18 protein-coding genes are annotated in these 23,077 nt (G+C 71.1%); 7 read left to right on the plus strand and 11 right to left on the minus strand.

Translation table 11 applies throughout. The annotated features are described in order from the left end of the window. The first annotated feature begins 225 nt into the window (after nt 1–225). Both WMF11_RS03705 and WMF11_RS03710 read left to right on the plus strand, forming a co-directional pair. Nucleotides 226–1,761 carry a hypothetical protein gene (locus tag WMF11_RS03705; protein ID WP_437907004.1) on the plus strand — a complete coding sequence of 512 codons (1,536 nt, stop codon included), beginning with the start codon at nt 226–228 and terminating at the stop codon, nt 1,759–1,761. Between the two features lie 312 nt (nt 1,762–2,073). Continuing rightward, entirely contained in the window at nt 2,074–2,535 is a 462-nt protein-coding gene (locus WMF11_RS03710) for a hypothetical protein (protein ID WP_437907005.1), read from the plus strand. Between the two features lie 42 nt (nt 2,536–2,577). On the opposite strand, the gene WMF11_RS03715 is transcribed toward WMF11_RS03710, so the two are convergent. Then, a complete protein-coding gene (locus tag WMF11_RS03715; RefSeq protein ID WP_437976427.1) occupies nt 2,578–3,453 on the minus strand; it encodes an ATP-grasp domain-containing protein in 876 nt (291 codons plus the stop codon). 245 nt (nt 3,454–3,698) lie between these two features. On the opposite strand from WMF11_RS03715, the gene WMF11_RS03720 reads away from it, so the two are divergent. After that, nucleotides 3,699–6,284, plus strand: coding sequence for an SUMF1/EgtB/PvdO family nonheme iron enzyme (locus WMF11_RS03720; protein ID WP_437976428.1), 2,586 nt, complete (start codon nt 3,699–3,701; stop codon nt 6,282–6,284). A gap of 93 nt (nt 6,285–6,377) precedes the next feature. Here WMF11_RS03720 and WMF11_RS03725 read toward each other — a convergent pair whose 3' ends face one another. Together WMF11_RS03725 and WMF11_RS03730 are read right to left on the minus strand one after the other, a co-directional pair. Then, entirely contained in the window at nt 6,378–7,034 is a 657-nt protein-coding gene (locus tag WMF11_RS03725) for a hypothetical protein (protein WP_437976429.1), read from the minus strand. Between the two features lie 42 nt (nt 7,035–7,076). Then, entirely contained in the window at nt 7,077–7,226 is a 150-nt protein-coding gene (locus WMF11_RS03730; protein ID WP_437976430.1) for a hypothetical protein, read from the minus strand. 587 nt (nt 7,227–7,813) lie between these two features. Between WMF11_RS03730 and WMF11_RS03735 the strand changes: the two genes are divergently transcribed. Continuing rightward, the gene (locus WMF11_RS03735; RefSeq protein WP_437976431.1) at nt 7,814–8,113 is read left to right on the plus strand and encodes a hypothetical protein; all 300 of its coding nucleotides are present in this window, start codon (nt 7,814–7,816) and stop codon (nt 8,111–8,113) included. Between the two features lie 90 nt (nt 8,114–8,203). On the opposite strand, the gene WMF11_RS03740 is transcribed toward WMF11_RS03735, so the two are convergent. The 5 genes from WMF11_RS03740 to WMF11_RS03760 form a co-directional block, all read right to left on the minus strand. After that, nucleotides 8,204–9,361 carry a hypothetical protein gene (locus WMF11_RS03740; protein WP_437976432.1) on the minus strand — a complete coding sequence of 386 codons (1,158 nt, stop codon included), beginning with the start codon at nt 9,359–9,361 and terminating at the stop codon, nt 8,204–8,206. Nucleotides 9,362–9,493: 132 nt separating this feature from the next. Then, nucleotides 9,494–9,895, minus strand: a complete 402-nt coding sequence (locus tag WMF11_RS03745) for a hypothetical protein (RefSeq protein WP_437976433.1) — start codon at nt 9,893–9,895, stop codon at nt 9,494–9,496. A gap of 301 nt (nt 9,896–10,196) precedes the next feature. After that, nucleotides 10,197–10,448: a hypothetical protein gene (locus WMF11_RS03750; RefSeq protein WP_437976434.1), complete on the minus strand. Its 252-nt coding sequence runs from the start codon at nt 10,446–10,448 to the stop codon at nt 10,197–10,199. Between the two features lie 36 nt (nt 10,449–10,484). Then, entirely contained in the window at nt 10,485–11,747 is a 1,263-nt protein-coding gene (locus WMF11_RS03755; RefSeq protein WP_437976435.1) for a hypothetical protein, read from the minus strand. Nucleotides 11,748–11,807: 60 nt separating this feature from the next. Next, the gene (locus WMF11_RS03760; RefSeq protein ID WP_437976436.1) at nt 11,808–13,241 is read right to left on the minus strand and encodes a sigma 54-interacting transcriptional regulator; all 1,434 of its coding nucleotides are present in this window, start codon (nt 13,239–13,241) and stop codon (nt 11,808–11,810) included. Nucleotides 13,242–13,425: 184 nt separating this feature from the next. Here WMF11_RS03760 and WMF11_RS03765 point away from each other — a divergent pair, with 184 nt between their 5' ends. Continuing rightward, nucleotides 13,426–13,893, plus strand: a complete 468-nt coding sequence (locus WMF11_RS03765) for a hypothetical protein (RefSeq protein WP_437976437.1) — start codon at nt 13,426–13,428, stop codon at nt 13,891–13,893. Nucleotides 13,894–13,931: 38 nt separating this feature from the next. Here the strand turns inward: WMF11_RS03765 and WMF11_RS03770 are convergent, their stop codons facing one another. Continuing rightward, nucleotides 13,932–15,212, minus strand: coding sequence for a glucuronyl esterase domain-containing protein (locus tag WMF11_RS03770; RefSeq protein WP_437976438.1), 1,281 nt, complete (start codon nt 15,210–15,212; stop codon nt 13,932–13,934). Between the two features lie 252 nt (nt 15,213–15,464). Next, nucleotides 15,465–16,337 (minus strand): oxidoreductase, encoded by an 873-nt coding sequence (locus WMF11_RS03775; RefSeq protein WP_437976439.1) that lies wholly within the window; start codon nt 16,335–16,337, stop codon nt 15,465–15,467. A gap of 93 nt (nt 16,338–16,430) precedes the next feature. Here WMF11_RS03775 and WMF11_RS03780 point away from each other — a divergent pair, with 93 nt between their 5' ends. After that, complete coding sequence (locus WMF11_RS03780; RefSeq protein WP_437976440.1) at nt 16,431–17,345, plus strand: LysR family transcriptional regulator; 915 nt, start codon at nt 16,431–16,433, stop codon at nt 17,343–17,345. A gap of 50 nt (nt 17,346–17,395) precedes the next feature. Here WMF11_RS03780 and WMF11_RS03785 read toward each other — a convergent pair whose 3' ends face one another. Next, a complete protein-coding gene (locus tag WMF11_RS03785) occupies nt 17,396–20,854 on the minus strand; it encodes a DNRLRE domain-containing protein (RefSeq protein ID WP_437976441.1) in 3,459 nt (1,152 codons plus the stop codon). A gap of 669 nt (nt 20,855–21,523) precedes the next feature. On the opposite strand from WMF11_RS03785, the gene WMF11_RS03790 reads away from it, so the two are divergent. Further along, nucleotides 21,524–23,017, plus strand: a complete 1,494-nt coding sequence (locus WMF11_RS03790) for a B12-binding domain-containing radical SAM protein (RefSeq protein ID WP_437976442.1) — start codon at nt 21,524–21,526, stop codon at nt 23,015–23,017. Nucleotides 23,018–23,077: the final 60 nt, after the last annotated feature.

The following is a 23,077-nucleotide window of genomic DNA, read 5'->3' on the forward strand; positions in this document are numbered from 1 at the left end:
AATGCCCTTCGCGCTCGATCGTTCCGAGTCCGCTCGTGGCAGGCGCGCGACATTCACGGGAATGCACCGTGGCGAACAGGTGTGCTGAGCGTGTTTGCGCGTTGGATCACGCTCCGGGCGCACTGCAGCAGGGCGCTCTCCACGCCCGGTGACACCAAGTCTTGACGGTCCTGTGGCTGGCGTGGAGACGTGCTCATGTCAGTTTTCCCGCCGATGCATCACACGGTGGCTATCTCAGACATCCATCTATGTGAGCTCGAGCCGACCGACGGTCTCTGGATGCGCTATCGGCAGGCGCCGTACTCCCCGGACGGGGAGATCGCGGCCATGCTCGACGCGCTCCGGGGAGAGGTCCGGAAGGGGGCGGGCGGCTCCGGGGGGCTCGGCGCGGAGCGCGACGAGCTGACGCTGGTCCTGAACGGCGACATCTTCGACCTGGATGCGCCTCGGGTCATCGGCAACGAGAGCGTGGTCCACGACCTGCCGCGCACCGCCGAGCACGCCGTGCCGGCGATGGAGGCCATCCTGCGCGATCACCCGGTGTTCGTCGCGGCCGTCGGCCGGATCGTCGCGGACGGGCACACCGCGGTCTTCGTGGCGGGCAACCACGACATCCAGCTCACGCTGCCCGAGGTGCGCGAGGCGGTGCAGCGGAGCGTCGTGGACGCGGCCATGCACGAGCTCGCTACCCGGGACGGCGGCCTTCCGGCGGGATCGACCGAGGAGCTCCGCGCGGCGCTCGCGGCGCGGGTGGCCTTCCGCGCCTGGTTCCACCGCACGCACGACGGCGTCATCGTCGAGCACGGCAATCAGTACGACTCGTACTGCTGTTATCGCTACCCGATGGCGCCGTTCGGCCGGAATCCGGGGGAGATCCAGCCGACGATGGGCTCGCTCGTGAGCCGCCTGCTCGTGTCGCGCATGGGGTACTTCAACCCGCACGTCGACTCGTCGTTCATGCTCTCGGGCTTCGGCTATCTCTCTCACTGGACGCGGTACTACCTGTTCTCTGGCCGCTCCCTCGTGCTCGCCTTCGGCGTGGGCGCGCTGCGCACGATGATCGAGCTCGTGCGCCGGCGCGACCCGAGCCGCCGGGCGCTCCGGCGCGCGGACCTCGCCGCGGCCGCCCGCGAGACGGGCGCGCCTTTCCCGGCGGTGGTCAAGCACGCGCGGCTGTTCGCGCGGCCGGCCGAGGACTGCCTCGGCCGCGTGGCGCGCGAGCTCTGGCTGGATCGCCTCGGGCTCGCGGCGGTCGGGATCCTCGCGGCGCTCGCGTGCCTGTGCTGGATGCCGGGGGGGCTCGCCGCGGCGGCGCTGCTCGCGCCGACGCTCCTCGTCGCGTACGAGTGCGCCGTGCCGAAGCCCACGCTCGACGCTGTCTGGCAGGGCGTGAACCGGGCGGCGCGGTCCGTGGCCAGGGCGCACGGCGCCAAGGCCGTGATCTTCGGGCACACCCACAACCCGGAGGGGAGCTGGGAAGGCGGGGTGTTCTTCGGGAACACCGGCTCCTGGTCCGCGGCGTTCGAGGACATCGCGTGCACGCAGCCCGTCTTCGAGGCGCGGCCGCTCGTCTGGTTGCGGTCCGAGGACGATGCGGGTCCCGAGGCGCCCCTGTCGGGCGGCCTCGTGATGTGGAAGGACGAGCGGTTCCAGCCCTGGAGAGCCGACGCGAGGCCGTCCGTGCCGAAGAAGGCCGAGATGGTCAAGCGCCCGCGCCCCGCCGCGCTTCGGCCCCAGGCCACGGCCGCGTTGCGCAGCTAGGCCGCCGGCGCCCGTCCTGCGCGCGAGCGCCGAAGACCCGGCGCCGGATCCTGCCTGGGGCATGTGTGGCCCCACGACCCCGCAAACAGGCAAAGACAGAGACGTCGCCGGTCGTGTCGCGCCCGGCTCCGTCAACCTCGACACGCTTCGCCGTCTCGGGCATCGTCGAGGCCGACCATGTCTCTCCCTCACCCTCATGCCGCTGCCCCGGGGCAGCTATCTTGCCGGCACGCTCCCGGTGGCTGCTCAGCGGTCCCTGGCGCGCTGCGCGTGGCTCATGTTCGCGAATGACATGGTTCTTGCGAGACTGGAATGAACTTTCTGTTCGAGATCTGTCTGGTCGTGAGCGTGGTGCTGCTGGGCTTGCTGGCGGGAGCGCTCTGGGCTGAAGGCGCTTTGCTGGTGCCCTACTGGAAGACCCTGAAGGCGGAGGAGTTCTATCGTCTGCATCCCCAGTACGCGCCGCGCCTGTTTCGCTTCTTTGCGCCTATCACGGCGATAACTCCTGCCGCCGCATTGGTCGCGGCCGTCTTTGCCTGGCTGGCAGCCAGCCGGGCTGCGTGGGTGTCGACGGTCGCCGCTGTGCTGGCGAATTCGCTGGTCGCGATCTATTTCGGCTATTTCAAGCGCGCCAACGCCGCCTTCGCGCAGGCATCCATCGACCCCAAGGACCTGCCGGCGGAGCTCGAGCGCTGGGGTGATTGGCACAGGCTGCGGGTCGCGATTTGCATGCTTGCGTTCTTCGGGAGCGTCGTTGCGCTCTATCTTTCCTGAGCGAGCCGTCCGTCGGCTCGTCGTGCCGCCGCCCCCGGCGCCTCAGCCCAGCACCGCCCCGTAGAAGTCGCGCGGATCCATCTGCTCGGGGAAGACCGAACAGCCGCCGTCGTTGATCTCGATCACCGTATACCCACCTCGCTCGAGCCGGGCCACGTCCGCCGTGAAGAACGGGGAGCCGATGACCTGGCCGAGATAGGCGAACTGCGCCGGATGCTCGAGCGTCGAGTCCACGTCGTAATACGGCGCGTGCGCCGCCAGCCGCCCTTCCCAGAACACGAGGCGGTGCTCGTCGGTCACGCGGCGCTGGCCGGGCGCCCAGCCGGGCAGCGTCGCCAGGTTAAGGTACTTTCTCACGACGAACCCCCGCTCGAAGCGGTCCCCGCGGAGCTCCAGGATCTTCTCGCACACCTCGGCGAAGTCGTCGTACGTGGCGCCCTCGGGCACGAAACACGCACGATGCCAGAGCTCCTTGACCGATTTCACGTGGTCCTTGACCACCCACGGCGGCGGCCCGAGCTCCAGCGCCGCCTCCCACGCTTCCCGGATGTCTTCGCCCTCGGTCCACCGCGTGGGCGCCGTCTTGTCGCCGAGCAGCGGGACGTAGTTGGGCATGTACATCGCCTCGGCGAAGCTCTCCGGATCGACGACGAGCTCCTCGCCGCGGTCCTGCATGGCCTCGTACAGGCCCGTGTATTCTTCTTCGCTCAACATCCACCCCCGGTAGATCCACGTCCGGTGCCGGGGCCTCGGCAGCCGGCGCAAAGCGCGCTCCGGCTCGCCGTTCACGACGGGATCGAGCGGGATCGCGTACGACTCGATGCCGAGCTCCTCGGCGGCCAGCACGTCGATCTCGAAGCGATCCTCGGCGAGCTGAGGGACATGGGGTCTTCCGAAGAGGATGGTGACGTCGCTCATGGAGTCCTCCTGGGTGCCGCCGCGCCCGGGTCCGGGTCGGCGCGGCGGGGCGGACAAGGTGGATCCACGTTCGCGAAGAACCAGTCTTGCGAAGAGCGATCGCTTGCGAGAGGATGGACTCAACGGGGGCGAAAATCGGGTCTTTCAGCCCCTGTCGGGTTGAGCCCAGCGCGCCCGGACGATAGAGTCGGCGCGGACCTCGGCCCTGGGGAGCTCCCCGGCGCGATCCGCGGAGTGGACGACGCATGAGCCTCAGCGAGCGCGAGCGGATGGCGCTGACGCAGCCCGCGTGCGGCGCGTCCGCCCCGACCGACGCGGGTAGCGCGCCGCCGGCCGGCGCGGCGTCGGACGTCACGTTCAGGCTGCGCGAGACCCCGGGCGCCGCGGCGCCCGAGCCGCCGCCCATCTCCGTCACGGCCCCCGAGCGCCTGTCCGCGGAGGAGCGCTACGAGGATCTCGGCTGCATCGGGCGCGGGGGCATGGGCGAGGTGCGCCGCGTGCGCGATCGCATCCTGGGGCGCGTGCTCGCGATGAAGATCCAGTCGTCCGAGACGCGCGACGCGACGCCGGATCGCGCCCGCTTCCTCGCCGAGGCGCGCTTGACCGCGGCGCTCCAGCACCCGGGGATCGTGCCGGTGCACGAGTGCGGCGAGCTCGCGGACGGGCGGCTGTGGTTCACGATGAAGGAGGTGCGCGGGCGCACGCTCGGCGAGGTGATCGCCGAGGCGTACGCGGCCGGCGGCGGGAGCCTCTCGCCCGTCGCGCTGCGGCGGGCGGTCGACACGTTCCTCCGCGTCTGCGAGGCCGTGGCGTACGCGCACAGCCGCGGCGTGATGCACCGCGACCTCAAGCCCGCCAACGTGATGATCGGCGAGTTCGGCGAGGTCCTGGTGATGGACTGGGGCCTCGCGCGGCCCTCCGCGTCGCTGCGCGGGTCGCCCGGGGCCGCGGGCGCGGCGGACGTGATCGAGGCGGCCCCGCTCACGCAGCCCGGCGAGGTGCTGGGCACGCTGCTCTACATGGCCCCGGAGCAGGCGCGAGGCGAGGGCGATCGCCTCGGCGCGGCGAGCGACGTCTACGCGCTCGGCGTCGTGCTCTACGAGATCCTCGCCGGGCATCACCCTTACGGCGGCCAGCCTGCGGCGGTCTGGGGCGCGCTCCTCACCGGCCGGCTCAGTCCGGTCGAGGCGAGCGCCCCTCACGAGGTGCCCGCGGAGCTCGCGGCGATCTGCGCCCGCGCGATGGCGCTCGCCCCGGAGGCTCGCACCCCGGACGCGGGCGCGCTCGCCGCCGACGTCCGGAGCTGGCTCGACGGCGCGCGGCGGCGCGAGCGCGCGCTCGCGATCGTGGACCATGCCCGCGCGATCCGGCCGGAGATCGAGGCGACGCGGGCGCGCGCCCGGGCGCTGCGCGACGAGGCGCGGGCGATCCTCGACGGCCTGAGCTCGTTCGATCCGGCCGAGCAGAAGGCGCGCGGGTGGCGGCTCGAGGACGAGGCGGAGCGCCTGGAGCGGGAGGCGTCGCTCGGCCAGGTCGAGTGGATGCAGGTCCTCCGCTCGGCGCTGAACGAGGCGCCGGATCTCCGCGAGGCGCACGAGGCGCTGGCCGACCACTACGCCGAGGAGCTCACCCAGGCCGAGGAGGCGCGGGATCCGCGGGGCGCGGCGCGCGCCGAGGCGCTCCTCCGGCAGCACGACCGCGGGCGCCACGCGGTGCTGCTCGCCGGCGACGGGGCGCTCACGCTGGCGACCGTGCCCGCGGGGGCGCAGGTCTCCCTCCACTGCTACGTCGAGCGCGACCGGAGGCTCGTGCCCGAGCTCGCGCGCGAGCTCGGCCCCACGCCGCTGCTCGAGGTGGCGCTCCCGCGCGGCAGCTACCTCCTCACGCTGCGCGCGCCGGGGTACCACGACGCGTCGTATCCCGTGCTCATCGAGCGCGGGCGGCGCTGGGACGGCGTCCGGCCAGGCGGGGAGGGGGCCCACCCGGTGCGCCTGCTTCGCCTCGGCGAGCTGGGCGAGGACGACCTCTACGTGCCGGCGGGCTGGTTCCTCGCCGGCGGCGATCCGGACGCGGGAGACAGCCTCCCGCGGACGCGGCTCTGGTGTGACGGCTTCATCGTCCGGAGGCACCCGGTCACCAACGCCGAGTACCTCGCCTTCCTCAACGCGCTCGTCGCGAGCGGGCGGGAAGCCGAGGCCCTCGAGTGCTGCCCGCGCCTCTCGCTCGGCCGCGCCGCCTCGGGATCGAGCCCGGACTCGCTCCGGTTCGAGCGGGGAGACGACGGCCGCTTCCGGCTCGGGTGCATCCAGACCGACGTCCAGGAGGAGCCGAGGATGCCCGTCGCGTTCGTCCACTGGCGGGCGGCGATGCGGTATGCGGCGTGGTACGCCGCCGGGACGGGCGCGCCGTGGCGCCTCCTGAACGAGCTCGAATGGGAGAAGGCGGCGCGGGGCGTCGACGGCCGGTGCATGCCCTGGGGTGATTTCCTGGAGCCGACCTGGGGTTGCATGCTGGGCAGCCACGAGGGCGTCGCCGGCCGGCGGCCCGTCGACGACTTCCCGCAGGACGAGAGCCCTTATGGCCTGCGGGGCGCGGCGGGCAACGTGCGCGACTGGTGCATCAACGCGTGGAAGCGCGAGGGGACGCGGACCGAAGCGGGGGTCGTGCTGCTCGATCCGGCCGACGACGGCGACGCGGATTTCCGCGCGGCGCGGGGCGGCGCGTGGTCGACGTCGCCGAACCTCTGCCGGGCGGCGGGGCGCTTCGCGGGCAAGCCCGGGGATCGCTTCGGGGGGATCGGGTTCCGGCTGGCGCGCCCCGCGCCGGGGTGAGCGGCTCGCGGCGCTCCGCTGCCCAGCGCTGGAGGCCTGCCCGGGCGCGCCTGGGGCGGCGCCGCCGGGCGAGGCGTCAAGCGCGCTGGCCGCTCACGCGGGCCTCATCAAGCCATGGTAGTAGTACCAGGCGCTCTGAGGGTCGATGTGGTGCGGATCGATCGACGGCGTATCCCCCACGAACACCTGCGTGAAGTTCAGCTTGCTCGGGGTGCTCTGGAAGATGAGGCCGTTCTGGGGCCGATCCATCTTGTACCAGATCGCGTTGCGCAGCTCGCCGGCGCTGCCGAGCTCCACGAGGAGGCCGATCCGGCGCCCGAGCGGCCCGTCCGGATCGACGGCCCAGTAGAGCGCGCTGGCCGGGGAGGTCGGCTGGTAGACGCCCTGAGTCCACTGCTGCCCCGACGCCTCCTGGCCCGTCGAGAGGACGCTGCCCCCGACGAGCCAGTCCCGGAACTCCTTGGGGTAATCCGGCGCTCCCGGGCGGTTCGTGAACCCGAACGAGACCAGGGTGATCGCCCTCGACTTGAAGGGGGTCAGCCTCGACCAGTACTCGGTCTTCGCCGTGAATCCGCTGGGGGGCGTCAAGCCCGACACGGCCACATGGACGAGCGGGGTCCCGGTGCTCGTCTCGATGAAGCGGAGCTTCGAGTCGATGGGGATCTGCGCTCGGCCCGGGTCATCCGTCCCCTTGGGCAGGAGGTCTCCCCGCGTGACACCCAGCTCGCCCGTGGTTGATTCAATGCTCATGGCTTGATGAACTCCTCGTCTCGTGTGTGGAAGCTCGGAATGTTAGCCGGAGAAGGCGACAGCGTCGCTGGCTGCCGCCTGCTCGCCCGCGTCCGGCGGGGCGAGCTCCTCCGCGGCCGACTCTCCAGCGGGCGCGACGGCGCAACCAGCGAGCAACGAGAAGGACAACGAAGCGAACAGTGCACGCATCATGAGAGAGCTCCCTTCGAGGTGTGCCTGCGCGCTCTCCTGCCGAGATAGCGGCGCTGCGCGCGGCGATTGGCCTTCAGCAGGCGTCGTGCCACCGCGAGGAAACGAGGATTCGGGCCGGATCCGAGGAGCTCTCGCGCCCCGGCGCAGCAGGTCGGGTCACCCTCGCTCGACTTGAGCAGGACCTGCGCGAGCGGCGCTTGCGCGAGCGCCGCGCGGCGCGTCCTCGACAGCCGTTCCGAGTGTGGACCTCACCTCGTCGTCCGATAGGGTGTTCGTACTGTAAATTTCTGTTTATGCTTGACGCGCGGATCGGCGCTCGGCGGGTGAGCTCTGCATTGAAAGTGCAAGACGAGGTGTGATATGTGTCGCCTATGAAGGTTGGGGGAATTCATCTCATCACAGTTGCTGCGCTTCTCGCCTGTGGGTGCGCTTCCTCTCCGCCGCCCTCGCCGTCGACGCCGGAGAGCCTGGGGGGTGGTGCCCCGGGGGTGGCCGTCGCTCAGCCGGCGGCCCCGGCCGGCGACACCGCCGCGGCGGGCCCCGCCGGTCCCCGGAGCCGCCGCTATCCCTTGGAGGAGCTGCGGAGGGTGGCTCGCGTCGCGTCCGCGCGTTGCAAGAAGGCGAATGCGTCCTCGGACTCGTCGTGTCTCCTCACCGAGGCCACACCATTCCTCAAATACCGGCCCGAGGACCCGGATTGCCGTTACGTGTCGGGGACCGCGCTGTCCGTCGCGGAGTGCTCCGATTTCGAGGAGGGCTGCCAGAGCGTGGACGCGAAGGATCTCGACCACCAGCTCGCGGCCCTGCAGAACGCCGGCAAGGACTGCAGCCGCGAGCCGACCGACTCCGAGCGGGCAGAGCTGCTGAAGCTCCTCGGCACGAAGTGAGGCCCTGCGCCGTCGGGGCGCGGTGAGCTGCGGCGCGGGTCGCATGGGTCGTGCCGGATGGTGGGGAGCAAAGGCCGGACGCCTCCGCATTCATGCGGGGGGTGGATCGCTGCGTCTGGCATCATGCGGCTGGAGTGATTCCTCGAGGCGTGAGATCTCCGCGCGGCATGTGGCGGCTGCCGTGTTCCAGGCCTCGAGCGGAGCTGGCCGGCGGGTGAGATCGTCGAGCTCGTCGAGGGCTGCCCGCCAGAAGGAAAGCGCGTCGGCAGGGCGCCCGGCCGCCTCGGCAGTGATGGCATGCTGGGATAGCGACGCGGCCAGGTCATGCCGCCATTCCGGCCGTGCGGGGTCGAGAGCAAGCAGGCGTCGTCGCAAGGACAGACTGGAGAGGTCCCGTAGCCATTCCGGCCGCGCGGAGTCGAGAGCAAGCAGGCGTCGTCGCAGGGACAGGCTCTCGTCATAGGCCGCCAGGGCTCGTTCGAGGTTGCCGCGAGCGCGATAGACGTCGCCGGCGTTATCAAGGCTGAGGGAGAGGTCATGCAGCCACTCCACGCGTCCAGGATGCTTCTCGGCTTGTCGCCGCTCCAGCAGCAAGCTCTCCTCGGCCGCCCGCAAGGCCCTGTCGAGCGTGCCCCGGTCCATCTCATGCTGCACCTGCCGGCCGAGCCACACGATGAGCGACGAAAGCGCGGATTCGTCCTCGGTAGCGTCCGCGAGGCGCGCCCGCGCTGCCGCGACCTCGGCCTCTATCTCGGCAGCGCTCCACGCCTGCTCCGGCGCGGGCTCGACGAGCCGCTCTCGTCGCTCCTCCGCCGGCTCCACGGCCTCCGGTCTGACACCCGGCGGCGCGTCCACCACGACCGCGAGGCTACGGATGGACCAGAAATCCGGCGCCGCGTGCGCGAAGGCCGCCTCCAGCCGTCCTGGTACCACCAGCACGAGCGGCCCCTCGAGGGCCTTGGCGATCCCGTTTCGCTGCTCGTTCAGCCGCTGGAAGAGCTGGCTCCAGCCCTCGTCGTCCTGCGGCAGCGCGCGCGAGGCATCCACGACGAAGATCACGCCGGGCGCGCGCTCGTCCGGCGCCGGCGAGACGAGCCTCGCCAGCACCTGCTCGGCCAGGAGCTCGAACGGGATCGGCCTGTCCAGCGCGGCGTGCGCGCGGTACGGATCGAGCCGAACCAGCCGCACTGGCTCCTCGCGCGCGGCCGCGACCTCCACGGCGAGGACGTCCAGGGCCGCGCTCGCCACGCGCGGCGTCTCGCAGACGAGCAGGTAGAAATGGAACCGCTCGGACAGCGCGAGCCCGTGCGCCAGCCGGAGGAGGCCCTCGTCGCTCCGGAGCGCGTCTGTCAGGGGATCCACTTGCTCGGCCAAACCGCCTCAACCTCCTGACCGGGCTGACCTCTCCTGCTCTTCACGCAACTCCTCCTGTTCCGCCCGGAAGCGCGTGATCTCGTCGCGGAGCGCTGGCATCTCCCGCACGGCCGGGTGGAGATCGAACCACTCCGCATCGTTCAGGTATCGCAGGACCACATTGTTCTGCACCATCAGATCCACCGTGGCGCGGTGCGTGTCATCGTCGATGATCAGCCGCTTCTCGACGTGAACGCGCGCAAGCCACCGCAGCGCGTTCTCGGGCACCGTCCTGCGATACTGGTCCGCCGCGATCGAGAGGAGGCGCTTGAACAGCGGCTCATCCAGGGACGACTCGGCGACGAAGGTCTGGAGCAGCCGCACGATCTCCCGGGGATACCCGCCTGACCACTCGATGAGCCGCTCCACCCTGTCCTCGCCGCTCGTCGCACCGAAGAACTCCGATCGTCCGGCACACGCTGCCGGACGATCTGGCGCGCCGCCTCGAACCCATCGGCGCGCTTGCCCGTCCGATCATACAGCTTGAGCATCGGGAGGAAGTGGACCGGCTCGCTCAGGCGAAGGACCAGCGCCGGCGGGAGCGTGTAGATGACGTGAACAGGAAGCTGGAGGTAAGGAGCCCCGCCCGTGAACACGCGCTCTGCGCTCGTCAGCACCTCTGTCTCGGCGTCGATGAGCACCGGCAGGAGCTTCGCGCCGTCCTTGTCCTTCAGACGTGCGGCAAGATGCTTGAGCTCGGTCGATTTCCCTGACCCAGGAAGGCCGGTGAAGAACTCGCAGACCGGCTTTCAGAGAGCTCGATCCGATTGGCGAGGGCGTCGCTCCAGTTCCTGCCACGCGCGTCCGGGCTCTTCGTGTCGATGTCGACGTAACGCGAGTCGTCGGGAGGCAGCGACTCGTCTGGATTGCAGAGATTGTAGTACTTCTTGCGAAGCTTTACGTTGACAACGCGGTCCGCCATGGCGCGTAGACCGTATCACACGCCGGCCACGGGCCCCTAACCCTCGACGGAGACGCCTGGAATGCGGCCGACGGCTGGAATCACGTCGTACCAGGCCTCGCCGTCCAGCTGGTATCGGAGCAGCGCCCCGTCCGACAGCAGCCGCTCGAGGATCTCGCGCTCCTCTGGCCCGCTGGGCGCCAGCGCCTTCGTCCTGTGGATCCGGGACAGCAACGGGATCGCGCTCTCCGGAACGAGCGATAGCTGCGCCTCGCCCACCTCCGCGAGGCTCCTGCGGAACTCGGCTTCGCGCAGCGGCTGCGCGGCGATGCAGTCCCGGAGCAGACGCACGAGATCGCGCGGACATCCCGCGGAGGCGTGGAGCATCTGCTCGAGGTGCCCGGCCTGCGCCTCCGCCCCGAAGACCTCCACGAGGATCTCTTCCGGCACGCGCCGCCGGACGATCTCCAGCATCGCGGCATGTCCCTGCTCGTTTCGCCTGCCTTCGCGATTGGCGACAGCGATCATCGGGAGAAAGCGCGGCGGTCCGTCGAGCCTGAGCGCGAGGCCGGGCGGCATGGTGAGGACGACGTGCACGGGTAGCGTGGTCGCAGGAGCGCCCCGGACGAGCACGCGCTCGGCGCTGTCCAGCACCTCACGCCGGTTCGTGCTCATCCCCCGCAGTTTCTCCAGGCCGTCGAGGATCACGACGACGCCGCGCCGGCCGCCGCGGCGCGCCCGTTCGTTGAGGAGGATCAGCTCGTCTCTGACCTCGTCGACGAAGCTCGACAGCTCGGGCTCGACGCGCGCGCGGAACCGGGCGCGCGCGTCCGGGCTGGCGCGAAGCCGCTCGGCAGGCCGCTCCTCGGAGGCCCAGCCGCCTTCGGGCGCTGCGGCCGCGAGCCACCTCTGCAGCCGCGGGAGCCGGTCTTTCGATGAAGCTCCGCTCGCCGCGGCCACCGCTTCCTCGGTCCTCTGAAGGATGGCGAGGAGCACCTCGGGCGTCTCGATGGGGCTCGAGAAATCGAGCACTTCGTGCGCGTCGATGTGGACGACGAGCAGGTTCGCCTCCCGGTCGTCGCTCAGGCGCGCCGCAAGGCGGCGGAACTCGGTGGTGACGCCGGCACCCGGCAACCCCGTGAAGAGCTCGCATACGGGACGGTCCGAGAGCTCGATGCCCTGCGCCAGCGCCGCCGCCCAGCGGATGCCTCGGGCGCCCCCGGCGGGCGCATCCACATCGACGCACCGAGGATCCGACGGCGCGAGCGCCTCCTCCGGGTTGCAGAGGTTGTAGAACTTCCTGCGCGTCGTTCGATCCATCCGGACGCCTCGTCAGCACACCGCTCGTGCCATGGCTCAAGGGCTACGCCATCCGCCGCGTCAGCGCGTGGCCTTCCCCTTGCGCGGCCGCGGGATGCCGTACGCGCTCAGCCGGGCCACGAAGGTGCGGCGGGGCATGCCGAGGAGCGCCGCGGCCTGCGTCTGGTTCCCCGCGCACTGCTCCAGCGCGTCGACGATCCGCCGCCGCTCGATCGCGTCGAGCTCGCTCCGTAAGCCGCCCGCGACGTCGGCCAGGGAGGCCGCGGCGGCCTCGACGGGCGCCGCCGCGGGGCGCGCCTCGACGGGCGCCGCCGCGGGGCGCGCCTCGGAGGGCGGCAGCGCGGCGGCGGCGTCGAGCAGGAGGTGCTCCGGGAGCAGCGTGTCCCCGCCGGAGAGCACGACCGCGCGCTCGATGACATTGCGCAGCTCGCGGATGTTGCCGGGCCAGCGGTGCGACTCCAGCGCGGCGAGCGTCTCGGGGGCGAACGCCGGCGCCGGGCGCCCGAGCGCGCCCGCGGTCCGATCGGCGAGCGCCCGAGCGAGCGGCGCGATCTCGGCGATCCGCGCCCGGAGCGGCGGGATCGTCAGCGCGATGCCGTTCAGCCGGAAGAACAGATCCTCCCGGAAAGCGCCCCGCTTCACCTCGGACGCCAGATCGCGGTTCGTCGCCGAGATGAAGCGCACGTCGATGGGCCGCGGGCTCAGCCCCCCGACGCGCATCACCTTCCGCTCCTCGAGCACGCGCAGGAGCTTCACCTGGATGCTGGGCGGCAGCTCGCCCACCTCGTCGAGCATCACCGTGCCCTTCTCGGCCGTCTCCAGGAGGCCCGGCTTCGCCTGGACCGCGCTCGTGAACGCGCCCCGCTCGTGGCCGAACAGCTCGCTCTCGAGGAGCGACTCCGAGAGCGCCGCGCAGTTGAGCCGCACGAAGGGCCCCTGCGCGCGCGGCGAGCGCCGGTGGATGTGCTCGGCCAGCACCTCCTTGCCGGCGCCCGTCTCGCCGAGCAAGAGCACGGTGATCGGCGCGCCGGCCACGCGCTCGGCCAGCGCGTAGAGCCGCTCCATGGCCGGGTCGAGCACGATGGGCTGGCCCTGCCCCTGGCCCGGCGCCGCGCTCGCGGCGCCCTCGCGCGGCAGGATCACGATCAGCGTCGAGCCGAGGTTCACCGCGTCCCCGACCGAGAGCTCCATCGTCTTGCCCTCCTCGGGCTGGAGCTCGAGGAGCTTGGTCGTCGGCCCGACGCTGCGCTCGCGGCGGAGGCGGGTCCCGTTCGCGCTCCCGAGGTCCTCGATCGCGATGGGCGGGCCGAGGTGGAGGATCGCGTGCCGGCGCGAGACGGAGCTGTCGTCGATCGGGACGTCGTTCTCCGGCGACCGCCCGAGCGACACCCGGCCCTCGGCCGGCAGCGGGTGCCGCGTCACGCGGCCCCCGGCGAACACCGCGAGCTCCAGGGCGCCCTGCACATCGTTCCGGGTGGACTTCGCGGCGGTCACGTTTCTCTCCCTGTTCACTCCGCCTGGTTCTACCTCGTCGCGTCGCCCCCGTCTGCTCACGTCTCGAGCCACGCGTGCGCCGGCCGGCGCATCGTCACGGTCCCCCCGTGACCGCGCGACGGCGAGGGCTGGAGGAGCCTCGCTGCGTTGCGGGCGATGAAGCGGGTATGGTACTTGTCGCTCCATGAGGCCTGGGGGGTCCTTGCTCGTCCTCGCCGGCGCGTGCGCGCTCCTCGCCAGCGCGTGTTCCGGAGCGCCGCAGCCCGCCGCGGGCCCGCGGGCCGCCGGCGCCGCGAGCGCCGAGCCCGCCCGCCCCCGGGTTCCCGTGTATCCTGCGGCCGAGCTGGACCGGATGGCGCGCATCGCCGCCGCGCGCTGCAAGAAGGCGAACACGCCGTCGGACGCGGCGTGTCTCCTCACGAATGCCTCCACCTTCCTGAGGTACCCACCCGGGGATCCCGATTGCCGCTATGTCGCGGGGACGGCGCTCTCGGTCGCCGAGTGCTCCGAGTTCGAGGAAGGATGCCTGAGCGTGGATCCCCAGGATCTCGTCCGCCAGCTCGATGTCCTGCAGAGCGCCGGGAAGGACTGCCAGCGCGAGCCGACCGACGCCGAGCGCGCCGAGGTGCTGCGGCGCGCCGGCGCGAAGTGACGCGCCGGCCCAAGGCGAGCGCGCAAGCCTGAAGCGCGTCAATCCAGCGTGGGGATGTCCCCGTCCTGCCACTTGGCCACGTCAAACGTGAAGCTCTCGGTGAACAGGTCGGCCGTGCTCACGGACTGTCCCTTGAGGAACCGGTCGACGAACTTGTTCCAGTACTCCACCGCGAAGGTCCCCGCCTGAGCGCAGTGACCATGGTTCGGGTGAGGGAAGCCCAGGTAGTCCTTGGAGCCGAGCGCGTCGTAGATCATCTGGGTGTACCTCATCGTCGTGTAAACGCACTTCGGGCAGTTCCAGCCGTCGTTCGTGCCCTCCATGATGATGATCGGCCTCGGCCAGGCCAGCGCGAGCTCCTCGTGCTGGTCGATGGGCAGCTTGCTGACGTTGCTGTTGCCGAAGTCCTCGAAGGCGTCTCCCATCCAGTTCTCTTCCCCGAAGATCTGGGCGGCGGTCTGGACGTTCGCCCCTGCGGCCTTCTCCGCCTCCGCGGGGCGCCAGCCGCTCGCCAGCCCGGAGCCGGGCGACTGCGCGGCCACGAGGGCGATCCTCTCGTCGAAGAGGCCAATGACGCCGGCCTCCTTGCCGTTGCGCGAACAACCGAGCGCCGAGAGCTTCGTCGTGTCGATGTTGTGGCCCGTCGTCATCTCCAGGGCGTCGATGACGCGGCTCGCTCCCCAGGCCCACGCCATGAGCGAGCCGGTGGACTTGTGGTCGGGGTAGAGCTCATAGAACAACCCCGAGGGCGCGCGGCGCCCCTGGCTCCCTGTCGACTTGGCGAGCGACTCCCCGACGCTCCCATAGTCGATCGTCGCCACGCCGGCCGGCGCCGACGCGCCGATGCTGAAGATCGCCGGCGTGGGCCCGCCACCTCCGCCCGTGGCCGCCTTGATGCTCACCGAGAACTGGATCGACTTCCCGCCGTTGGAGACGGTGATGGCCAGCTTCCCCTCGCTGAACGTGGCCTCGATGGACTCGGGCTTTCCAGGGTTCTTGCCATAGATGAACTCCTGGGCGAGGAGGCTGATCTCCTTCCTGCGGCAGGCCCAGTCGGCCTTCGAGGTCACCTTGGTGCCGTCCAGGAAGGTGAACGGATCGGGCATCTTGGGGTTCGCCGTCAGCTCGGCCAGGGTCGGGATCTTGATGTCCTTCGAGCAGCCCTCCCCGGACGAGCCACCGTCGCCACCGCCGCCCCCCGCGGAGCCGCTGCTGGCCGCCGAACCGCCGCCCCCGGCGGAGCCGGAGCTGGCGGCCGCGGAGCTGCTGCTCGAAGCGGAGCTCGAAGGAGAGCCGCCGGTTCCGCTCGAGCTTGCCACCGTCGAAGAGGCACCAGCACCACCAGCGCCACCGGCGTTGTCCGATCCTTCGGAGGGTGAGCTTGAACACGAGGCGAGGGCGGCGAGGAGCAGACTGCCGAGGAGCACGTGGCGAATCATGGATCAGCGACCTTTCCAGGTACGAATCACGTACCTTGACCGGGGTGAATTCCAGCGGATGGCGGGGCTGATCCTGGTGGAAACGAAAACTCGCCAGCTGAGAAAATTGCGACAAGAGGGGAATGGGGTGAGCTAGGAAGTTTCCGCGCCGGTCGCCGCGGCGTCCACCGTGGTGTCGAGCGCGATCGCCTCGGTGCGGTCGACGTCGGCCGCGACGCGGGCGAGCTTCGCGCGGATGCCGCTCACCGCGTCGGCGCCGAGCGGCAGGCGGAGCGGCATCGGGTCGAGCCCGATCGCATCGACGATCGCGCGCGCCGCCTTCGCTGGATCGCCCGGCTGCGATCCGTCGGACCCGGCCGCGTACGCGCGCGTCGCGCCGACGGTGGGCGCGTAGGCGTCGAGCGCCGGCATCGACCGGAAGGCGCCCCCGAAGAGGCGCGTGCGGAACGCGCCCGGCTCGACGATGAGGACGCGGACGCCGAGCGGCGCGAGCTCGGCGGCCATGCACTCCGAGAGCCCCTCGAGCGCGTGCTTCGCGGCGCAATAGGCGCCGAAGCCGGGCCCCGTCGTGAGGCCGCCCATGCTCGTGATCTGGACGATCGCGCCGCTCTCGCGGCCGCGCATGTGCGGCAGCACCTCGCGGGTGAGCGCCACGGCGCCGAAGAACATCGCCTCCATCGCGGCGCGGAGCTCCTCGTCGCTGGTCTCCTCGACCGCGCCGACCAGGCTGTAGCCCGCGTTGTTCACCAGCACGTCGATCCGGCCAAAGCGCGCGAGCGCCGCCGCGACGCCGCGGCGGATGTCGTCCGGCTTCGTGACGTCCAGCTTCACGGCCTCGACGCGCCCCGGCGCCTCGCCCGCGAGGTCCGCGAGCGCGCCCTCGCCGCGCGCCGCCGCCACCACCGAGTCGCCACGCCGGAGCGCCTCCTCGGCGATCGCGCGGCCGAAGCCCGAGGACGCGCCGGTGATGAACCAGATCCTGGATCCGCTGTTTGCAGTGCTCATGGGTCTCTCTCCTCTGCCTTCGACGGGGAGCCTACGCCGCGGCGCTGCGCCGAATAACGGGGTGAATCTGCACGGGATGTTAAGCTGCGCTTCATGATCCAGGACGACCTGGCGGGCCTGTCGGTGCTCCTCGTCGTGGCCGAGAAGCGGAGCTTCACCCGGGCGGCGGCGGAGCTGCGCGTGACGCCCTCGGCGGTGAGCCAGACGATCACCGGGCTCGAGCGGCGGCTCGGCGTGCGGCTCCTCCAGCGCACGACGCGCAGCGTGGGCCTGACCGAGGCCGGCGCCCGCTTCCTCGAGCGGCTCCGGCCCGCGCTCGCCGAGGTCCGCGCCTCGTTCGAGGCGCTCGACGAGCTGCGCGATCGGCCCGCCGGGACGCTGCGGCTGAACGTCCCGAGGATCGCGTGCCGGCAGGTGATCGAGCCGGTGCTCGCGGCGTTCGTCGCGGCCTACCCGGAGATCCGCGTCGACGTGGCGATCGAGGACGGGCTCGCGGATATCGTCGCGCAAGGGTTCGACGCGGGCATCCGCCTCGGCGAGACGCTCGACAGCGAGATGATCGCGGTCCGCGTCAGCGAGGACCAGCGCATCGCCGTCGTGGGGTCGCCGGCGTATCTCTCTGCGCGCGGCAAGCCAAAGCACCCGCGCGACCTGCACGCGCACGCGTGCATCAACTACCGGCAGATCACGAGCCAGAACGTCTACAGGTGGGAGTTCACCGAGAACGGGAAGGACTTCGACATCGCCGTGAGCGGGCCTCTCGTGTGCAACGATCCCGATCTCATGGTCCGCGCCGCGGTCGACGGCATCGGGCTCGCCTACGTCCTGGAGGCGACGGTGCGGGACGAGCTCCGCGGCAAGCGCCTCGCGCGCGTCCTCGAGGGCTTCTGTCCGCCCTTCCCGGGGTACTTCCTTTACTATCCGAGCCGGGCGCACGTGCCGCCCAAGCTCTCGGCGTTCATCGACTTCCTGCGCAGGCGCGGGAGCCGCGGGCGGCGCGGCGGCTGAGGGATGTCACCGAGAGCGATGGGGCGGACAGGCGCTGTCGAGCCGGCGGATCACTCGGCCGCGTGATAGCAGACGTCGAGCTTCGGCCTGCGCGCGGCGTCGGGATACTCGCTCGCGCGGAAGTCCGTCCTGTTGCTCTCGTCGACCAGCGCGACACCGTGGTTCGGCTGAGCGCCATCGACCCAGCCCTGCACGAGGGACGTCAGATCGGCGGTGACGAACGCGTCGGTCTGCGCCAGCGTGGCGAGGGAGGCCTCGACGGCAGGGCCGTATCCGCTGAACCCGCCCCCATGGAGCGTCGATTCCTCCCAGGCGCCGTTCACGCGGTGCACGGTCACGACGCTGCCCGCGGGCTTCCAGGCATAAGACAGCGATAGCGTCGCCGAGGTCACGCTGGAGCCCTCCGGGATGAACGACAGATCGTAGGCGAGGACCGCCGTCGCCGGCTGGACCGCGCTCGCGCTGGTGATGAGGTAGGGATACGCGCCGTACGCCCAGCCCGTCGTGGGACCCTCGACGAAGGAGTCCTGCACGGCGCCGAACGCGCCGCGACGAACGCTGATGCACTCGAGGTCGCATGCGTTGCCGAGGCCGTCGCCGTCGGAGTCGCCTTGAGCGGCGTTGGGCTCGGCAGGGCAGTTGTCGCTCGCGTCGGGCACGCCGTCGCCATCCATGTCGGGCGCGATGCGGAAGCGCGCGACGCCGGGGTCGTGGTCGCTGGCCTGGTCGGCGAACTCCGCATTGACATGGACGACGTCGAAGCCAATGAGCTTCGGCCCGGCCAGGTTGGCGCTGACCAGCACGTGGTCGAGCGACTGGCCATTGCCGTCGAACACGTACGTGTAGCGCTCCTCCGGCGGGAGCGTCTCGATGAGCGTCGTCAGCCCGGCGTCCTTGAGGATGCCGAGCGGCGCCGAGAACTGGAAGTCGTTCAGGTCGCCCAGGACCACGACGTTGGCGGAAGGATCGCTGTCGAGGATCTGCCGCACGAAGCCGGCCACCACGGTGGCCTGCTGCCGCCGCTGGGCCTCGCTCGAGAGGGTCGGGGGCTGGAAGCGCCCGTAGAGCGGCTCGTCGCCGCCCTTGGAGTTCCAGTGGTTGGCCACCACGAACAGCGGCTGTCCGTTCCAGCGGAACTCGCCCGCCAGCGGCTTGCGGCTGCTGGCGAAGGCCGGATTGCCCGGGTCGATGCGGCCGGGGCTGTAGCGCAGCGACACGCCGCCCGCGCCGCCGAGCACCTCGTTCGGCGTCAGGGCGCCGGCGCCCGGGCGATCGACGAACTCGAGCCCGCGGTCGGTCCGGAACAGGAAGCCAACGCGGATGTTGCCGCCGGGCTCCCCGCCGTCCGTGCCGTCGGCCGGATCGATGCTGCGGAATTGATAGGTGCTGGGCCCGCCCGGCACGGCCGCGATCGCGGCGATGAGCCGAGCGAACGTGGTCGAGGCGTCCACCACTCCATTGCTGGTCGGTCCGCTGTTGTCCTGGACCTCTTCGAGCGCGACGAGGTCGGGGCTGCCGAGGTTGTCGACGAGGATCCGCGCGAGGCGATCGAACTTGTCCTGCGGATCGCCCGGATCGAGGTTCTCGACGTTGAAGGCGGCCACGTCGAGGTCGTCGGCGGTCCGCGGTCCGAGCGACGTGACCTCGCGCGAGAGCGTCGAGGTCGCCGCGGGGAGCGCCTCGTCGACCGGCAAGAGCTTGTAGTTGGCGAAGTTGTAGTCGACCGTGCCCACGATGGGCCCGGCGAACGTGGCGCCCACGTCCAGCGCGGGCGGCGAGGCGCGCAGGGGGATCTGGAGCAGGATCCGCTCCGGGTTGAAGTCGCCGGGGCTGACGACGACGGCCCCGCGCGCGCTGCGCAGGCCCGCCGCGTCGCCCGTGGCCGCGTCGCGGTCGCCCGGGACCAGCGCGATCTCCGCGGTCCCGGAGCTCGAGAACTCGCGGGTGGGGCCCACGACGGCCGGGGCGTTGATGCTCACCCGCATGCCCTCGAGGCTCTCCCAGAAATCGATGCCGTCGGCCTCGGGGTCGAAGCCGCTCGCGGCCTCGACGCTGCCGCTGGCGTCGTCCTCGATGACCTGCGTCGGGGGGCGGCGCGCGCCGGGCGCGAAGCCGATCGAGACCGGGGCCGGCAGCGCGTGGCCGCTCGAGAGGACGGTGATCTGCGGGCGGGCGAGCTCGGTGACCGTCAGGTTGTGGTACGCGCTGCCGCGGGAGGGCGTGCACGGGTCCGCGCAGCCGGCGCGGTACTCCGTGACCTCGCCGGTGAGCTCGACGAGGTCGCCGACCCTCACCGACGGCGCGGCGCCGGTGAAGACGAGCAGCCCCTCGGAGGTGGCCGGATCGGCGTCCGGCGCCGGCGACTCCACGGTGAAGCCGTTGCTGCGCAAGGTCGCCACGAGGCCTGTCGTCTTCACGACCGCGCCCGAACGCGGCGAGAGGTGCGCGCGCCCCTGGATGTCGTGGATCGCGAGCGCCTGCGCCGCCTGCGCCGTGGTGAACGAGACCGAGACGTCGGCGGGCAAGGGGTCGATCGTCCCGTTGCTCCCCGGGTCCTGCTCCTGCACGCCGCTCGCCCGCACGACGAGGAGGCACGCCGCGCCCGGGGGGAGCGGCTCGGCCGGCGTGAGCGTGAAGGCGAGGGGGCCGCCGCTGACCGCGATCGGGCGCGCGCTGCCCGCGCAGGAGAGCTCGAAGGCCTCCGCCGCGACGACCGCCTCGCTGAACGTCACGCTCAGGCTCGCGGTCGGGTCGGCGCCCGTCGCGCCGTCGCCGGGCGCCGTCGAGGTCACCGCCGGTGGGGTGTCGCCGCCGCATTCGAGCGCGGCGGTCGAGGTGTTGCGGGGGGTAGGCGCCCCGGTCGAGAGGTCGTCGACGTTGCTGCCCGTGTCCTGGCAGCCGGCGCCCTGCCGGAGCGACGCCGTCGCGTTGGCGGTCGCCGGCGCCGGCGCGGCGCCCTCGAAGTAGCTCGCCCCGCCGAAGCCGACCAGATCCTCGATCAGCGCCTCCTGGGCCGCCGAGCAGGGCGCGGTGCCGCCGTTGCAGCCGAGGCCCGTGGCCTGCCGGACGAGGGCGACCTTGCCGGCCGAGCCGCTCATGTTGATGGGGGTCGGATCGACGAGGTCGGCGGCGGGGAGCGGCGCACCGCTGCCCGAGCCCCCGGCCTCCTGCACGAGGAAGTACAGTCCGGGCTGCAGGGTGATCGCGGGCAGCTCCGTGAGCTGGGTCGTCGTGGCCCCGAGGGCGCCCGTGCCGCTGGCGCTCGCGTACTGGATGGACCACCCCGCGAGCGACACCGGTTCGTTCGACCGATTGAACAGCTCGATGAAGTCGTGCGTGAAGACGGCCCCAGCGTTGCCCCCGCCGCCGTACACCTGGCTGATGACCACGCGCCCGCTCGGGAGGGTGGCGGCGAGCTCGGCGGTCCCGAGATCGCCGGGCTGCTCGGCGGTCCCGAGCTCACCGAGCTCCGGCGAGCCGCCGCAGCCCCAGGCGGTCGCGAGCGCCATGGCCGCCGTCCATCGAACGCGGTCACGCCGAAGAAGAGAATACCCCGCGCGCGAGAGGGCGCGCGGGAACAAGGGTAACTTTAGCACGATGACACCTGTTGGCCTTCGAAGACGATTGCAAGGAATGGCCGACGCAGACAGCAGCGGCCACTTTCACGCTATGCTGGAACGCGCGTTGTGAATGTCACGTCTCCATGAAATCGCAACTGGCCAGTCCGGCCGACCCCCGGAGCCCGGGATGCTGCGCGAGGAGATGTTTCGATTCGATGATCATCTGGTTGAAGACTGTGATGTGAATTACATCTAAATCGTGCGGTTCGTCTACGCGACCATGACGGGGGTGGGACCCGGGCCTAGGCGTTAACGAAGATTCGCGCCGCGTTCTGCTGCCTCTGAACGTTTACGTGGTCGTGGTCGTGAACGACCACGTTGGTGACCGATGGTGGGGTGGAGCGGGGCCCTTCGCGCGACCGGACGAGCCTGGTTAGCGCCTCGGGATCCGGGGGCCGACCAAGGTTCCTCCTGTGTCCTCATGTCGTGTGGAGTGCTCGCTGGGCTGACCCCTGCCCAGTGTAGTGCGCATTTGTGCCGCTCCTGCCCGCCTCCTCGTCTCCGTCCTCCTTGCCTCGAGGGTGTGATACGTCCTGAACTGAACCAGGAGTGTCCTCGATGCGCATCGCAATCATCTCGACCTATACGCACCCGAGCCGACTGCTCCGCAAGGAGCGCTCGATCATGCAATCGTCCGTGCCCGAGCTGCTCGCGGCCCTGTGCCCGCCCGACGCCGAGATCGAGCTCTACAACGAGAAGGAAACGGACATCCCGCTCGACCGCCACTGGGACCTGGTCTTCTTCTCGTACCTGCACGCCTATTACGAGCACACCAAGGTCCTCTCCACGCTGTTCCGGCGGCGAGGCATGACCACCGTGGCCGGCGGGCGGCACGCGAGCCATTTCCGCGCGGACGCGCTGCAGCACTTCGACGCCGTGGTCGCGGAGGACCCGGAGGCCAACCTCCCGGCCCTCATCGCCGACTTCCGGCGGGGCGAGCTCCAGCCCGTCTATGCGCTCCCGCCGGTGCCCCCGGAGCAGATCCCCACCTACCGCTATGACCTTGTCGATTACCGGAACAACCTCGTCCGCCTGCCCGGCATCGAGGCGTCGCGCGGGTGCCCCTTCTCCTGCAACTTCTGCGTGCTGACCGGGCACGAACAGTATCGCTATCGCCCCATCGACCACGTGATCCGGGACATCCGCGACCGGATGATCTTCAACCAGCGCATCCCGGGGGTGACCAACAATGTGTTCAGCTTCCTCGACAACAACCTGGGGGGCTCGCCTCGCTACCTGCGCGAGCTCTGCGAGGCGCTGATGCCCCTCAAGAAGATCTGGGGCTGCGCGCTCACGTTCAACGTGCTGCGCGACCCGGAGCTCGTCCGCCTCATGGGGCGGGCAGGGTGCCGCTACGTCTACACAGGGCTCGAGTCGCTGAACCCCGAGTCGATCAGCTCGATGAACAAGGGCCAGAACAAGCTGAGCGAGGTGCGGGAGGTCATCCAGCGGGCGTTCGCGAGCGGGATCGTCCTCTCCTTCGGGCTCCTCGTGGGCGCGGACGGGGACACCAACGACTACCTCGAGCGGGTGCCCGAGTACCTGCATGATCTCGGCGATCACTGCCCGACCTTCCTGGGCATCGTCTGCCCGTACCCGGAGACGCCCTTCTTCGCGCAGGTGGCGGCCGAGGGCCGGCTCCTTCCCGGGGTGATCAGCCGGGACCTCGATGGATACACCCTCTGCCACCGCCCGCCCCGGCTGCACCCCTCCGAGGTGATCGACCATTTCCAGCGCCTGAGCCGCGCGCTCGGGAGCCTCCACAACGTGGGCCGCCACGTGTGGAATCGGCTGATGACGAGCGATCTGCCCCGTTACAAAGCGTGCGTCGTCATGTCGGCGCCCGAGGTGATGAGCCTGCGCGCGCCGCTCGCCAACCGATCACGCAGCTACATCGCCGGGCGCGATCCGATCGAGGCCTGGGACGCGGAGAAGATGCGGGAGCTCGGGCTCGAGCCGCAGCGCATCGAGGCGTCGTCCTGCAGAGCGGATCCGCGCGGCCTCGCGCGGATCCGGCCCCGCCGGGCGGGCCGCTCCAGCGCGGCCGCGTGAGGCCATGGGAGATCCACCCTGAAGGGCAGCACACGCCTCGTCGCGATCGCCTACTTCGCC

The sequence above is a fragment of the Sorangium sp. So ce295 genome (assembly GCF_051527405.1).
GTDB lineage: Bacteria > Myxococcota_A > Polyangia > Polyangiales > Polyangiaceae > Sorangium > Sorangium cellulosum_B.

Excerpts from the sequence above, each read along its gene's own strand:
- WMF11_RS03710 (WP_437907005.1), top strand. The coding sequence starts at position 2,074 with ATGAACTTTCTGTTCGAGATCTGTCTGGTCGTGAGCGTGGTGCTGCTG.
- WMF11_RS03715 (WP_437976427.1), bottom strand. The coding sequence starts at position 3,453 with ATGAGCGACGTCACCATCCTCTTCGGAAGACCCCATGTCCCTCAGCTC.
- WMF11_RS03720 (WP_437976428.1), top strand. The coding sequence starts at position 3,699 with ATGAGCCTCAGCGAGCGCGAGCGGATGGCGCTGACGCAGCCCGCGTGC.
- WMF11_RS03725 (WP_437976429.1), bottom strand. The coding sequence starts at position 7,034 with ATGAGCATTGAATCAACCACGGGCGAGCTGGGTGTCACGCGGGGAGAC.
- WMF11_RS03730 (WP_437976430.1), bottom strand. The coding sequence starts at position 7,226 with ATGATGCGTGCACTGTTCGCTTCGTTGTCCTTCTCGTTGCTCGCTGGT.
- WMF11_RS03750 (WP_437976434.1), bottom strand. The coding sequence starts at position 10,448 with ATGGCGGACCGCGTTGTCAACGTAAAGCTTCGCAAGAAGTACTACAAT.
- WMF11_RS03755 (WP_437976435.1), bottom strand. The coding sequence starts at position 11,747 with ATGGATCGAACGACGCGCAGGAAGTTCTACAACCTCTGCAACCCGGAG.
- WMF11_RS03765 (WP_437976437.1), top strand. The coding sequence starts at position 13,426 with ATGAGGCCTGGGGGGTCCTTGCTCGTCCTCGCCGGCGCGTGCGCGCTC.
- WMF11_RS03775 (WP_437976439.1), bottom strand. The coding sequence starts at position 16,337 with ATGAGCACTGCAAACAGCGGATCCAGGATCTGGTTCATCACCGGCGCG.
- WMF11_RS03780 (WP_437976440.1), top strand. The coding sequence starts at position 16,431 with ATGATCCAGGACGACCTGGCGGGCCTGTCGGTGCTCCTCGTCGTGGCC.
- WMF11_RS03785 (WP_437976441.1), bottom strand. The coding sequence starts at position 20,854 with ATGGCGCTCGCGACCGCCTGGGGCTGCGGCGGCTCGCCGGAGCTCGGT.
- WMF11_RS03790 (WP_437976442.1), top strand. The coding sequence starts at position 21,524 with ATGCGCATCGCAATCATCTCGACCTATACGCACCCGAGCCGACTGCTC.